Source organism: Streptomyces sp. NPDC051987, assembly GCF_040680735.1.
Classification (GTDB): Bacteria; Actinomycetota; Actinomycetes; order Streptomycetales; family Streptomycetaceae; genus Streptomyces.
The window spans coordinates 43332-57353 of sequence record NZ_JBFAXI010000054.1 but is presented as its reverse complement, the minus strand read 5'-3'; the positions used below and the strand labels follow the sequence as shown (position 1 = coordinate 57353).

Annotated in this window: 7 protein-coding genes and 1 pseudogene; 4 read left to right on the top strand and 4 right to left on the bottom strand. The window is 71.3% G+C overall.

The window, feature by feature from the left end:
* Positions 1 to 127 precede the first annotated feature (127 nt).
* Positions 128 to 283 carry a LysR family transcriptional regulator gene (locus AB0M11_RS26270; protein ID WP_365709550.1) on the bottom strand — a complete coding sequence of 52 codons (156 nt, stop codon included), beginning with the start codon at positions 281 to 283 and terminating at the stop codon, positions 128 to 130.
* 587 nt (positions 284 to 870) lie between these two features.
* Between AB0M11_RS26270 and AB0M11_RS26265 the strand changes: the two genes are divergently transcribed.
* Positions 871 to 1896: an SMP-30/gluconolactonase/LRE family protein gene (locus AB0M11_RS26265; RefSeq protein WP_365709544.1), complete on the top strand. Its 1026-nt coding sequence runs from the start codon at positions 871 to 873 to the stop codon at positions 1894 to 1896.
* A 172-nt stretch (positions 1897 to 2068) separates the two neighbouring features.
* Here the strand turns inward: AB0M11_RS26265 and AB0M11_RS26260 are convergent.
* The 3 genes and pseudogenes from AB0M11_RS26260 to AB0M11_RS26250 all read right to left on the bottom strand — a co-directional run.
* Positions 2069 to 2578 (bottom strand): annotated as a pseudogene (locus tag AB0M11_RS26260) (IS701 family transposase); the annotation flags it as partial.
* Between the two features lie 545 nt (positions 2579 to 3123).
* A complete protein-coding gene (gene ppdK, locus AB0M11_RS26255; RefSeq protein ID WP_365709542.1) occupies positions 3124 to 5844 on the bottom strand; it encodes a pyruvate, phosphate dikinase in 2721 nt (906 codons plus the stop codon).
* A 558-nt stretch (positions 5845 to 6402) separates the two neighbouring features.
* Positions 6403 to 7623, bottom strand: coding sequence for an ROK family protein (locus tag AB0M11_RS26250; RefSeq protein ID WP_365709540.1), 1221 nt, complete (start codon positions 7621 to 7623; stop codon positions 6403 to 6405).
* A 120-nt stretch (positions 7624 to 7743) separates the two neighbouring features.
* Here AB0M11_RS26250 and AB0M11_RS26245 point away from each other — a divergent pair, with 120 nt between their 5' ends.
* The 3 genes from AB0M11_RS26245 (at position 7744) to AB0M11_RS26235 (ending at position 13983) form a co-directional block, all read left to right on the top strand.
* Positions 7744 to 9489: a hypothetical protein gene (locus AB0M11_RS26245; protein WP_365709538.1), complete on the top strand. Its 1746-nt coding sequence runs from the start codon at positions 7744 to 7746 to the stop codon at positions 9487 to 9489.
* Positions 9490 to 9553: 64 nt separating this feature from the next.
* Complete coding sequence (locus AB0M11_RS26240) at positions 9554 to 11491, top strand: glycogen debranching N-terminal domain-containing protein (RefSeq protein ID WP_365709536.1); 1938 nt, start codon at positions 9554 to 9556, stop codon at positions 11489 to 11491.
* Positions 11492 to 12411: 920 nt separating this feature from the next.
* Entirely contained in the window at positions 12412 to 13983 is a 1572-nt protein-coding gene (locus AB0M11_RS26235) for a sulfatase-like hydrolase/transferase (protein WP_365709548.1), read from the top strand.
* Positions 13984 to 14022 lie beyond the last annotated feature (39 nt).

The window sequence follows — 14022 nt, the reverse complement described above, 5'->3', positions numbered from 1 at the left end:
AGCGTCAGCGAGCCGATGCGCAGCCGCCCTCGCACGGGCCCGTCGAGCGAGGCGATGTCTGCGTGCATCTCCTGGACGGCATTGAGTACCCGGCGCGCGAAGGCGACGAAGGTCCGCCCGGCCTGGGTCAGGCGGACACTGCGGCTGGTTCGTTCGAACAGCAGGGCCCGATCTCTCGTTCGAGCTGGGTGATCTGGTGGCTCAGCCCGGACTGCCCGATGCGGCAGCGCGCCGCGGTCCAGGTGAAGTTGAGTTCGTCGGCGATGGCCACCGCGTATTCCATCTGCCGCACATCCATCGCAGTCTCCGATCATTGCGTGCGTGTTTCAGTGTTGGACGTCGAAAAAACCTCGGGGACATGATGGTCAAGTCGCGCTGTCAGGGCTGTTCTTCAAAACTTTCCGGGCCCGATCTCGCAGCGGCGCGCCGCCCTCAACGGGCGCATCAATCAAATCCTTCGCTTGATCCAACCCTGTCACAGGGGAGAGAGTCATGGCCACTGCAACGACGCAGCCCGATGGAACACCCGGATAGGAACGGGTGGGCACCCAGCCGCCTCCGGAGACCATGACGTGGCCGGACACGCCGAAGTTCCGGGGGTTCTTCGCCCCGTCGCGGATCGAGGCGGACGTGTACGACCTGGAGGTCGCGTATACCCCCCGAGCTGTCGGGTGCCTTCTACCGCGCCGCCGCCGACACCCAGTACCCGCCGCGGTTTCCCAACGACACGTACATCAACGGCGACGGCATGATCCACACCCAACCCAGTACTGACCACGCATCCCACCGGGGCGCAGGCAGCCCCATCCCTGCATGTCCCACTTCCCGCGCAGCCGCATCTGCGCCCTTTCGAGAAAAGTGCGACAACTCATGGAAATTTCCACAGCAGCCCCCGCGGCGTTCCTCCTGAAGAAGCGGTCAGGGCTTGCGACGGTGATCGCCGCGGCGGCCGTCCTCGCCTCGGCGCCGTACGCGTCCGCGGCGACACAACAGGCATCCCCGAAGCCGGTCGTCACCGACGTGAGGACCCTCGTCACAACCGACTTCACCGCCGGCGACGCCCTGGAGAACATTACTGTCAACCCGGACAACTCACTGACCGTCTCCACGCTGGGCGGGCGTGCTGTGGCGGGCGGGCATCCGTCACTGTTGCGGATCGACCCGTCCGGAAGCAGCACGGTGATAGCAGCCGGGCACCAGGGCGACGCGTTCGGCGGCATCACGCGCGACCGCCACGGCACCATCTACTACACCGTGGGCTCTGACGACGCCTCCCGGGTCGGCGTGTGGAAGCTGCCCCCGGGCGGCACCCCTCGCCGCATCGCCGCCCTGCCCACCGACGGAGTCCCCAACGGCATGGCCCTCGACCCCGCCGGGCACACCCTGTACGTCGCCGACAGCACCAAGAGCACCGTCTGGGCCGTCCCGGCTTCCGGCGGAAAGGCGACCGCCTGGCTGACCGACCCCGCCCTCGCGCCCAACGCATCCTTCCGGTTCGGCGCGAACGGGCTCCGCTTCCACAAGGGTGCCGTCTGGGTCTCCAACACCGCGCAGGGCACCCTGCTGCGAATCCCGGTCACCGCCACCGGCGCCCCCGGCCGAATCCACACCGTGACCAGCAGCCTCACCTTCGTTGACGACTTCAACTTCCTCAGCGACGACTCCGACGTGGTGTTCGCCGCGCAGAACGCTCTTAACCAGGTAGCGGTCGTCGAGCCCGACGGGACGACCAAGACCGTCCTGACCGTCTCGGACGGCCTCGCCTCACCCACCTCCGTCGCGGTACGCGGAAACCGGCTCTACATCACCGACGCCGGTCTCTTCGAGCCCCACGACTCGAAGCTGCAGCGCGGAAGGATCGACCCCGCCTTGCTGAACTACGGCCCGGCCGCCTAATACTGCAATCACAGTCAGGGAGTCTGGCCTCTGCGTTTGTAGTGGCTGCGGCGAGCGCGGGTCTGACTGAGACGCCTCCACCATGACCAGCGCAGATGGTATGCCGCAGTGAGGTGTTGTGGGTGGAGGAGCAGCCCGAACAGGCGGCGGATCTCCGCGACGGACAGGGGTATCAGCCGGGTTTGTCCAAGATCGCAGCCCCTTTTGACAGCTCTTGGGCGCGGATGGCGGTCAGGGAGGCGAAGGCTGCCATGGACAGGGTGATGTGCCGGTACCAGGCGTTGTAGCGACGAACCTGGTAGTGGTCCAGGCCGCACTCGTTCTTCGCGGCCTGGAAACACTCCTCCACCTGCCACCGGGCCCCGGCCACCCGGGCCAGGTCCCTCAGCCGGGTGTCGACCGGTCCGTAGCAGACGTAGTAAGCGATCTCGGTGGGATCGGTGAGGCTGCGGCGGCAGGCACCCAGTGGCCGAATCCATTCTCCCACCAGATCCGGATCGGAGCCCCGGCCCAGTCGTAGAAGCGCTGCCCATGAGCGCCCGGGCCGGCGGACAGGCGCTTCCACGCCTGCCGCGGCAGGCTGGCCCCCAGAGCGTCCGCCCCGGACATCGGCGCCCCCGGTGGTGATGACCGTGTCGTTGACCTTGGTCGCCAGCACGTGCGCGAGCGCACGCTGCTCCAGCCCACCACGTCGGCGGCCGACTCGACGACGACGCCGCCTTGATCGCAATCAAACGTCAACCCGTCTGACGGCACACCGCCATCGGCTGACCAATCGACCTGTGATGAGTGCGGTGTTGCGTCGTTGTTCTGGTCTTTGTCCAGTGCACTCGTGGCCGCCACCGTTCGGCCGTACGCGCACCTCGTCTGACCTGCCCCGCGAACCCCTGCGAACGCCTCTGAACGGCCGCGCGGACAGTTGGAGAGCGTGTTGGGGGCACCCGGGGCGGGCCTTCCGTGGTTTCGGCCCGCGACGGGACTCAGTCGCTCCCACAGGGCACCCAGGAGGGCACAACGGTGACACCCGGGTTCAACGGCAGCCAACGCCAGCAAACGTCATTTCGGCTGGTCAGCAGCGTAGCTTGACAGGCTGCCCAGATGATGCGCGAAGGGGCGGCACCCCCGCACAGGGTGCCGCCCCTCTTCTTGCGTGCCGGGGCCGCCGTCCATCGGTCTTGAGGGTCGGGGACGGACGGCGGACCCGGGGTTCGCGGGGTCCCGACGGGGTCAGCGGTGGTCGCTGCCCGTCGACTCGGTGGCCGCGCGGCCCGCTTCCAGGCGGGCCACCGGGATGCGGAACGGGCTGCAGGAGACGTAGTCCAGGCCTGCCTCGTGGAAGAAGTGGACCGACTCCGGGTCGCCGCCGTGTTCGCCGCAGACGCCCAGCTTGAGGTCCGGGCGGGTGGCGCGGCCGGCCTTCGCCGCCGCCGCGACGAGGGAGCCGACGCCGTCCCGGTCGATCGTCTCGAACGGGGAGACGCCGAAGATGCCCTTCTCCAGGTAGGCGGTGAAGAAGGAGGCCTCGACGTCGTCGCGCGAGAAGCCCCAGACCGTCTGGGTCAGGTCGTTCGTGCCGAAGGAGAAGAACTCGGCCGCCTCGGCGATCTGGGCCGCCGTCAGCGCGGCCCGCGGGAGTTCGATCATCGTGCCGATCGACAGCTTCAGGCTGGTGCCCGTCGCCGCCTCCACCTCCGCGATGACCTGGTCGGCCTCCTCGCGGACGATCTCCAGCTCCTGGACCGTGCCGACCAGCGGGATCATGATCTCGGCGCGCGGGTCGCCCTTGGCGTTCTTGCGCTCCGCGGCGGCCTCGGCGATGGCGCGGACCTGCATCGTGAACAGGCCGGGGATGACCAGGCCGAGGCGGACGCCGCGCAGGCCGAGCATCGGGTTCTGCTCGTGCAGGCGGTGGACCGCCTGGAGGAGGCGGAGCTCGTTCTCGTGGGGTTCCTGGCGGGACTCCGCGAGCGCCACGCGGACCGAGAGCTCCGTGATGTCCGGGAGGAACTCGTGCAGCGGCGGGTCGAGGAGACGGACCGTCACCGGGAGGCCGTCCATCGCCGAGAAGAGCTCGACGAAGTCCTTCTTCTGGAGCGGGAGAAGGGCGTTCAGGGCCTCCTCGCGGTCCTCCTGGGTGTCCGCCAGGATCAGGCGTTCCACCAGTTCGCGGCGGTCGCCGAGGAACATGTGCTCGGTGCGGCACAGGCCGATGCCCTGGGCGCCGAAGCGGCGGGCGCGCAGGGCGTCCTCGGCGTTGTCGGCGTTGGCGCGCACCCGCAGCCGACGCTTGCGGTCGGCGAAGGCCATGATGCGGTGGACGGCCTCGACCAGCTCGTCGGCGTCCTGGGCGCCCGCGTGCATCCGGCCCTCGAAGTACTCGACGACCGGGGAGGGTACGACGGGCACCTCGCCCAGGTAGACCTTGCCGGACGAGCCGTCGATGGAGATGACGTCGCCCTCCTCGACCACGTGGCCGCCGGGGACGGTCATGCGCCGGCGCTTGGTGTCGACCTCCAGCTCCTCCGCGCCGCACACGCAGGTCTTGCCCATGCCGCGGGCGACCACGGCCGCGTGCGAGGTCTTGCCGCCCCGGGAGGTGAGGATGCCCTCGGCGGCGATCATGCCGTCCAGGTCGTCGGGGTTGGTCTCGCGGCGGACCAGGATGACCTTCTCGCCCGAGCGGGACCACTTCACCGCGGTGTACGAGTCGAAGACCGCCTTGCCGACCGCCGCGCCCGGCGAGGCGGCGATGCCCCGGCCGACCTGCTGGGTCTTCGCCTGCTCGTCGAAGCGCGGGAACATCAGCTGGGCGAGCTGGGCGCCGGTGACGCGCTGGAGGGCCTCGGTCTCGTCGATGAGGCCCTGGTCCACCAGCTGGGTCGCGATCCGGAAGGCGGCACCCGCGGTGCGCTTGCCGACGCGGGTCTGGAGCATCCACAGCTGACCGCGCTCGATGGTGAACTCGATGTCGCAGAGGTCCTTGTAGTGGTTCTCCAGCGTCTCCATGATCTGCATCAGCTGGTCGTACGACTTCTTGTCGATGTTCTCCAGCTCGGCCAGCGGGACCGTGTTGCGGATGCCCGCGACCACGTCCTCACCCTGGGCGTTCTGCAGGTAGTCGCCGTAGACGCCCTGGTGGCCCGAGGCGGGGTCGCGGGTGAAGGCGACGCCCGTGCCGGAGTCCGGGCCGAGGTTGCCGAAGACCATGGAGCAGACGTTGACGGCGGTGCCGAGGTCGCCGGGGATCCGCTCCTGGCGGCGGTAGAGCTTGGCTCGGTCGGTGTTCCAGGACTCGAAGACCGCCTTGATCGCGAGGTCCATCTGCTCGCGCGGGTCCTGCGGGAAGTCCCGGCCTGCCTCGGTCTTGACGATCTTCTTGAACCTGGTGACGAGCTTCTTGAGGTCGGCCGCCTCCAGCTCGGTGTCGACGGTGACCTGCTTGGCCGCCTTGGCCGCGTCCAGGGCCTCCTCGAAGAGCTCGCCGTCGACGCCGAGGACCGTCTTGCCGAACATCTGGATGAGGCGGCGGTAGGAGTCCCACGCGAAGCGGTCGTCGCCGGCCTGCTTGGCGAGGCCCTGTACGGACGTGTCGGAGAGACCGATGTTCAGGACCGTGTCCATCATGCCGGGCATGGAGAACTTGGCGCCGGAGCGGACCGAGACCAGGAGGGGGTTGTCGGCCTGGCCGAGCTTCTTGCCCATCCGCTCTTCCAGGGCGTCGAGGTGCGCACTCACCTCGTCACGCAGTGCCGCCGGCTCCTCGCCGCTGTCGAGGTAGACCTTGCAGGCTTCCGTCGTGATGGTGAAGCCGGGGGGAACGGGGAGCCCCAGGTTGGTCATCTCGGCGAGGTTGGCACCCTTGCCGCCCAGGAGGTCCTTGAGGTCCTTGTTTCCCTCGGTGAAGTCGTAAACGAACTTCGCCGCGTGGGGTTCTTTGTTTTCCGACACGGGTCTCGACTCCCTGGAAGACTCGGTGGCTGCCCTGACGGCCAGGAACATACCCAGATCGAAGGCGCCTGGGTACGTCTACTTGCGTGTCATGCGCCCGTAACCAGTCGTCCGCCAGTGGATCGAAAGTCAAAGCTTGGCAAGCGGAGACGGGCCGATGTTTTCACCTCTTGAACGCAAGACCACTCAGCACCACACCTTTCCGCTCAGATGAGCGGGTTACCTGCACGTCTGATTTCGATCGATGAACGATCAAGGGGTGGCACCCAGTGCCACCCCTTGGAGAAGTGCAGTCGCCCATGATCCGCTCATCTGAGCGCAACCCTTATCAAGGGTGGCGAGAATCACGCTGCCACAGACCGTCCGAGTTCACCATGCGGACGCGGCGACGGACATCAGAACGCGCCGGAAACGCGCCGGTCACACACCTTCGCCGGACACCTCCGCCGCCACGCGCGCACCGCGCCCCCGCGCCCCCGCGCCCCCGCGCCCGCCGCCCACCCGGGCCGCATCGGCCCCGCTCGCCGTCACGCATCCCGGGCCGACGGGGCGCGGTGGTCACACGCCCAGGGCCTGCAGCCGTTCCTCCACCCGCTCCGGCGCGTACAGGTGCTCCACGACCAGGGCCCCGGCGCCGATCAGCCCGGCCCGCTCCCCCAGCCGTGAGGTCACGACGTCCAGGTGAGCGGTGGAGCGGGGCAGCGCCCGCTGGTAGAGCAGTTCGCGCACGCCGGTGAGGAACGGGGTGCCCGCCAGGTCGCCCGCGATCATCAGGACGCCCGGGTTGAGCAGGGTCACGACCGTCGCCAGCACGTCCCCGACCAGGCGGCCGGCCTCCCGCGCCAGGGCGGCCGCCTCCGGGTGACCCGAGGCGAGCAGGTCACGCACGTCCGAGCCGGAGGCCGCGGGCACCCCGGCCGCCGCCAGCCGACGGGCCACGGCGCCACCGCTGGCGACGGCGGCGAGGCAGCCGTACGAACCGCAGCGGCACTGCGCCTCCGCGCCCACCCGGATGTGGCCGATGTCCCCGGCGCCGCCGTCGACGCCCCGGTAGATCGAGCCGTCCACCACGACCCCGGCGCCGATACCCGTCGAGACCTTCACCAGGACGAACGCCGAGCAGTCCGGGTATCCGGTGCGCTGCTCCCCGTACGCCAGCAGGTTCGCGTCGTTGTCCACCAGGACCGGGACCGGCGGGGCACCCGTGTGCTCGGTGAACGCCCTGGCCAGGCGGGTCCGTATGTCGTAGCCGTCCCAGCCGGGCATGATCGGCGGCTGGACCACCCGGCCGGTCTCCGTGTCGACCGGGCCGGGCACCGCCAGGCCGATCCCGCACACCTCCGCGGCACGGTGGCCGGCCTTCACCAGCAGCTCGGCGAACCAGCGGCCGAGTTCGCCGAGCACCGCGTCCGGGCCGTCCTGGATGACCAGGGTGCCGGAGTGCTCGGCGAGCAGCTCGCCGGTGAGGGAGAGCACGGCGGCGCGGGCGTGCCGGGTCTCCAGGTCGGCGGCGAGCACGACCGCGTGCGAGTCGTCGAACTCCAGGGTGATGGAGGGGCGGCCGCCCAGCGGGGAGTCGACCGGGCCGCCGGCGCCCTCGCGCAGCCAGCCCGCGCGGAACAGACGGTCCAGGCGGTGGCCGACGGTCGCGCGGGAGAGCCCGGTGGCCTGCTGGAGCGCGCCGCGGGTCACGGCCCGCCCGTGGCGCACGAGTTCGAGCAGATCTCCGGCGCTCGCCTGTCCGCCGCCCTTGCCGGTCCTGCCGGGACGTCCGGTCATGCGCACCCCCTTGTGTTTCTCAAGCTTGCATTACATATTGAGTTTTGCGTGTTAAATAGACGTAACCCTACGGTAGCCACAGCCGAACCCGGCCGGCCGGACGTCTTCGGGGAGTCCCGAGTGGATCGCACTGCCCAGCTCACCACCCATGCGCTCGACCGCGGGACTGCATACGATCCGCCGCCCGCCCGCGCCGCCCGACCGACCGGCGGAGGGCGGTCCCTGCACGTCAGAGCCGCACGGGTGCTCGACGACAACTGGACCGGCTGTTCGACCGTGCCCTCCCGGAGCCTGTATCCGCACCAGTGGTCCTGGGACTCGGCGTTCATCGCGATCGGCCTCCGGCACCTCTCGCCGCTGCGCGCGCAGACGGAGCTGGAGACGCTGCTGGCCGCCCAGTGGGGCGACGGGCGGATCCCGCACATCGTGTTCAACCCCTCCGTGCCCCTCGACGCGTACTTCCCGAGCCCCGACTTCTGGCGCTCCTCGACCGCGGGGCGCGCTGCGGGCGCCCCGCGCACCGTACAGACCTCCGGGATCGTGCAACCACCGGTGCACGCACTGGCGGCCTGGCTGGTGCACCTCGCCGATCCGGGCCTGTCGCGGGCACGGGGTTTCCTGTCCGGCGTCTACCCACGGCTCGCCGCCTGGCACCGCTATCTGCTGCACCGGCGGGACCTGGGCGGGGGCGGGCTGGCCTCCGTCGTGCACCCCTGGGAACAGGGTATGGACAACAGCCCCTGCTGGGACGCCCCGCTGGCCCGGGTCACCCCGGCCCCCGCGCGCTCCTTCCGCCGCGCCGACCTGGCCCACGGCGCCGCCGAGGACCGGCCGACCGACCTGGACTACGGGCGGTACGTACGGCTGGCGGCCGACTACCGGGACGCCGGGTACGCCGACCGGATCCGCGGGTTCGCCGTCGAGGACCCCGCCTTCAACGCGCTGCTCATCGCCTCCGAGCACGCCCTCGCGCGCATCGCGCGGGAGCTGGGGGCGACCGGCACCGCCCGGCACGCACGGGCGCAGCGCCTGACGACGGCGCTGGTGGACCGGCTGTGGGACCCGGAGCGGGAGATCTTCCTCTGCCGCGACCTGCTGGCCGGGACGGGCGATGCGGGAGCCGGGAGAGCCGAGGAAGCCGGGGGAGCCGGGGGCGACCGGCACGGCCCGGCACGCACGGGCGGGGCGGGCAGCGCGGGCGGGGCGGACGGTCTGGGCGACGCGGGCGGCTTGGCCGATGCGGGCGGCTTGGGTGGCACGCGCGGCCTGGGCGACTCGGGCGGGTTGGGGGGCACGGGCGGTCTGGGCGACTCGGGCGGGTTGGGGGGCACGGGCGGTCTGGGCGACTCGGGCGGCGCCGGCGGCTTGGCCCACTCGGGCGGCGCGCGTGGCGTGGGCGGCGCGCGTGGCTCGGGTGGGGAGCTGATCGACGAGCGCGGCGTGTCCGGGCTGGTCCCCCTTCTCCTGCCCGAGCTGCCCAGGGAGATCGTCGCCGCGCTCGTGCGCACGCTGGACGGCCCGCACTTCGGCGCCGACACCCGCCTGGTGCCCAGTTACGACCTGCTCGGTGAGGCCTTCGACCCGCACCGCTACTGGCGCGGGCCCGCCTGGTTCAACACCGGCTGGCTGCTGGAGCGGGGGCTGCGCGAGCACGGCGAACGGGAGCGGGCGGACGCGCTCGCCGAGGCGGTCGTCCGGACGGCCGACGCCAGCGGGTTCGCCGAGTACGTCGACCCGCACACCGGCGCGGCGTGCGGCGCGACCGGGTTCAGCTGGACGGCGGCGCTCGCCCTGGACCTGCACCACCAGCGGCACACACCGCACGCAGCACCACACAGCGAACGTCAAAAACTGGACAAGAGCTGACAAAACGAGGTGTCCTCGGCGGACACCGCACGTTCGACCAGAGGAACGAAGGAGGGGACCGGGGATGACGGACCGGCATCATCTGCTCGTGCACGGCACGACGTTCGCGGCCGTGGACGACCGCGGCGACATCAGCGGCGTGCGGGGCGGCGGTTCCCCGGACGGGTTATTCGTACGGGACGCCCGGCACCTCAGCCGCTGGCAGCTGACGGTCGACGGGGCGCTGCCCGAGGTGCTCACCCCGGTCGGCGACGGGGACGGCGCGCGCTGCGTCCTGGTCCCGCGCGGCGGGCGCCAGGAACCGCCCGCGCACACGCTCTTCCGGGAACAGGCGGTCGGCGACAGCTCCTTCGTGGAGTCCCTGCGGGTCACCAGCAACCGCCCGGTGCCGACCACGATCCGGCTCGCGATCACCGCCGACGCCGACTTCACCGACCAGTTCGAACTCCGCGCCGACCACCGCACCTACACCAAGTCCGGCGCCGTCCGCTCCCGCCAGGTCCTCGACGACGGACTGGAGTTCGGCTACCGCCGGGGCGAGTGGCGGTCCTGTACGGCCATCACCGCCGAGCCGGCCCCCGACGGCGTGGAGGAGACCGGGACCGGCGCCCGCCGGATGGTGTGGACGCTGGAACTCGGACCGTACGACACGGTCGAACTGCTGGTGCGGGTGATGGCGCGCCCGCACGGCGACAAACGGGCGCTGCGGGTGCCCCGCGACCCCGCCGCGCTGAACGAGCAACTCCTCGCGCTGGAGGGTGAGTTCGTGCAGGGCGTGGCGTTCCCGACCGGCTGGCCGGAGCTGGCGGCGGCCTGCGCCCGCGGCCTCTGCGACCTCGCCGCGCTCCAGGTGCCGGCCACCGGCCCGGACGGCGAGGAGCTCAAGGTCCCGGCCGCCGGGGCCCCCTGGTTCCTCACCCTGCTCGGCCGCGACGCCCTCCTCACCTCCCTGTTCGCCCTCCCCTACCGCCCGCAGCTGGCCGCCGCCACCCTGCCCGCCCTCGCCGCCACCCAGGCCACCGAGACCGGCGCGAACTCGGTGGCCCAGCCGGGGAAGATCGTCCACGAGGTACGCCACGGCGAGCTGGCGCACTTCGGGCAGGTGCCGTACGGGCGTTACTACGGCTCGGTGGACGCGACACCGCTGTTCCTGATCCTGCTCGGCGCGTACGTCGAACAGACCGGGGACCTGGGCATGGCCAGGCGGCTGGAGACCCACGCGCGCGCCGCCGTCGGCTGGATGCTCGACCACGGCGGGCTGACCTCGCGCGGCTATCTCGTCTACCGCGCGGACAAGGGCGGCCTCGCCAACCAGAACTGGAAGGACTCCCCCGGCGCGATCTGCTCCGCCGACGGCACCCGGCCGGTGGGGACCGTGACGGCGGCGGGCGCGCAGGGGTACGCGTACGACGCGCTGCGCCGGACGGCGTGGGTGGCCCGGACGGTGTGGGCGGACGAGACGTACGCCGCGCTGCTCGAACAGGCCGCCGGTGATCTCCGGGACCGGTTCCAGCAGGACTTCTGGATGCGGGAGGCGTCCTTCCCCGCGCTGGCGCTGGACGGCGAGGGGCGCCAGGTCGACGCGCTCGCCTCGGACGCCGGGCACCTGCTCTGGTCCGGGCTGCTGGACAAGGAGTACGGGGAGGTGGTCGGACGGCGGTTGCTGGAGCCGGACTTCTTCTCGGGGTGGGGGGTGCGGACGCTGGCCGCGGGGCAGGCGGCGTACCACCCGCTGTCGTACCACCGCGGGTCGGTGTGGCCGCACGACAACGCGCTGATCGCGCTGGGGCTGGCCCGGTACGGATTGCACGACGAGGCGCGGGCCGTGGCGCACGGGATGGTGGACGCGGCGACGGCGGGCGGGCACCGGTTGCCGGAGGTACTGGCCGGGTACGGGAGGGACTCGCATCCGGAGCCGGTGCCGTATCCGCACGCGTGCGTGCGGGAGTCGCGGTCGGCGGCGGCGCCGCTGGCGCTGCTCACTGCCGTGGGCGGGGCGTGAGAGGGGCGTGTGGGCGCGGCCTGCGGGTGCGCGGGGACCGGTCGCGCCGACGCGGCTGAGCCGCAGGCCGACACGGCCCCGCGCCTCTGAGGGGGCGCTGCAGTTTGCCCGGTGTTTACCGAAAGGCCTGAACAGGGGCCAAGTGTGAGCCGTACGGGACGTTGTCGGGTCCGAGCCTTCCCAGTGCCGGCCCGCCGTCTTTCGTTTCACGGGTCTCGCACGGAAGGACCTCCGGGTTGTCCCAGCACACGAGCATTCGCCAGCCAGCGGACACGCCGTCCGGGCCGTCCGAACGCGCAACCCTGCCGGAGGAGGCCGAGACCCCGAAGTCCGGGCCGGAGACGTCGGCTTCCGGCCCGGACCGGACTCCGGAGCCCGGTCCGGCCACCGCCGCCGAGCCGACCCAGGCCGCAGCAGCCGCGCTGACCGAAGCCGGCACGGAAGCCGGCACGGAAACCGCTCCCGAAACCGAAGCGGCCGCCGAAGCCGCCCCCGGATCCGGCGCCGAGTCCACAGCCGCCCCCCGAACCGAAGCCGAACCCCCGGCTGCGGACGAACCCGAACCCGCCTCCGAAACCGAAGCCGAGCCCCAAGCGGCGGGCGAACCCGCCCCCGGACCCGGCGCCGAATCCGCAGCCGTCCCCGGATCTGAAGCCGAGCCCGAAGCTGCCGCCCAAGCCGATCCCGCCCCCGAAGCCGGGGCCGAAGCTGCCGCCCAAGCCGGTCCCGCCCCCGAAGCCGGGGTCGAGGCCGACCCCGTCCCGGGCGTTTCTCGTCCTCAGGGGCGTGGGTGGGCCGCGTGGAGTGGGCGGGTTCGGGAGCGGCGGGCGGTGTGGCGCGGTGCGCATCCGACCGCGGCCACCGTGCTGTCGGCCGGCGTCACCGTGCTCTGTGCCGCGCTCGTGATCGCGGCACTGGTGATGCCGAACACCGTCGTCTCGCTCGGGCCCGCGAAGTTCGTGCGGCTGCCGTCGGAGGGGATCATCGCGGCCGCCGTCGCGCTGGCGCTGCCCCGGCGGCCCCGGACCGTGCTGGCCGCGGTGTTCGGCGTGGTGCTCGGGGCGCTGACCCTGGTCAACGCCCTCGACATGGGGTTCAAGCAGTACCTCGGCCGGAGCTTCAACGCCATCCTGGACTGGAGCCTGCTCGGCGACGCGGAGTCGTACCTGGAGGACACGCTGGGCCGGACGGCCACCCTCGCCGTCAGCGTCGGTGCCGTGCTCCTCGTGCTCCTGCTGTGCGTGCTGCTCGCGCTGGCGACGATCCGGCTGAGCGATCTGCTCGCCCGGCACCCCGGGCGGGCCACCCGCGGCACGCTGATCGCCGGTGTCGTCTGGATCACCTGCTCCTCCTTCGGCGTGCAGCTCGCCGGCGGTGTGCCGCTCGCCGCCGACAGCACCGCGACCACGCTGGAGGTCAAGGCCCGTCAGGTGAAGGACACCCTGCACGACGAGGCGGAGTTCCGGAAGGTCGCCAAGGTGGACGCCTTCGGGAACACCCCCGGCAACCAGCTGCTGACGGGCCTGCGCGGCAAGGACGTGATCTTCACGTTCATCGAGAGCTACGGCCGCAGCGCGGTCGAGGACCCGATCGAGGCGCCCGGTGTCGACAGGACGCTGGACGCGCAGACGGCGATGCTGAAGAAGGCCGGTTACGCGGCGAAGAGCGGCTGGCTGACGTCGGCGACGTACGGCGGCAGCAGCTGGCTCGGGCACTCCACCACCATGTCGGGGCTGTGGGTCAGCAACCAGCAGCGCTACCGGACGGTCATGGCCAGCGACCACCTGAGCCTGACCAAGGCGTTCAAGAAGACCGGTGACTTCGACACGGTCGGTGTGATGCCGGGCATCCAGAAGGGCTGGCCGGAGCAGAGCTTCTACGGCCTCGACAAGGTCTACAACGCCTTCCAGCTCGGCTACAAGGGGCCCAAGTTCAGCTGGTCGACCATGCCCGACCAGTACGCCCTCCAGCAGTTCCAGGACCGGGTGCACAGCAAGAAGCCGGCCGACGGCAAGTCCCGGATGTCGTTCGTGATCCTGACCTCCAGCCACCAGCCGTGGGCGCCGATCCCGAAGATGGTGCCGTGGGACCGGCTGGGCGACGGTTCGGTCTTCAACGCCATCGAGAAGGCCGGCAACAAGGCGTCGGACGTGATCGCCGACACCACCAAGTCCCGCCAGGAGTACGGCAAGTCGGTGCAGTACACGGTGACCGCCCTCACCCAGTGGCTGCAGCGCTACGGCAACGACAACACGGTCCTGGTCTTCCTCGGCGACCACCAGCCGATCGCCCGGGTCAGCGGCAACCACGCCAGCCGTGACGTGCCCGTCTCCATCGTCGCCAAGGACCCGAAGGTGCTGGACGCGATCGACTCCTGGAACTGGACCGACGGTCTGCGCCCGGCGCACGACGCCCCGGTGTGGAAGATGAGCGCGTTCCGCGACAAGTTCCTGACGGCGTACGGCTCCACCGCGCACCCGAAGGTCAACTGAGCGCTCCGCGGGACGTGCCGGGACGCGCCGTCGTCCGGC

Bases quoted from the DNA above. Each gene is read 5' to 3' on its own strand.
- AB0M11_RS26250 (WP_365709540.1), bottom strand. From the start codon at position 7,623: ATGACCGGACGTCCCGGCAGGACCGGCAAGGGCGGCGGACAGGCGAGC.
- AB0M11_RS26265 (WP_365709544.1), top strand. From the start codon at position 871: ATGGAAATTTCCACAGCAGCCCCCGCGGCGTTCCTCCTGAAGAAGCGG.
- AB0M11_RS26270 (WP_365709550.1), bottom strand. From the start codon at position 283: ATGGAATACGCGGTGGCCATCGCCGACGAACTCAACTTCACCTGGACC.
- AB0M11_RS26235 (WP_365709548.1), top strand. From the start codon at position 12,412: ATGCCGAACACCGTCGTCTCGCTCGGGCCCGCGAAGTTCGTGCGGCTG.
- AB0M11_RS26240 (WP_365709536.1), top strand. From the start codon at position 9,554: ATGACGGACCGGCATCATCTGCTCGTGCACGGCACGACGTTCGCGGCC.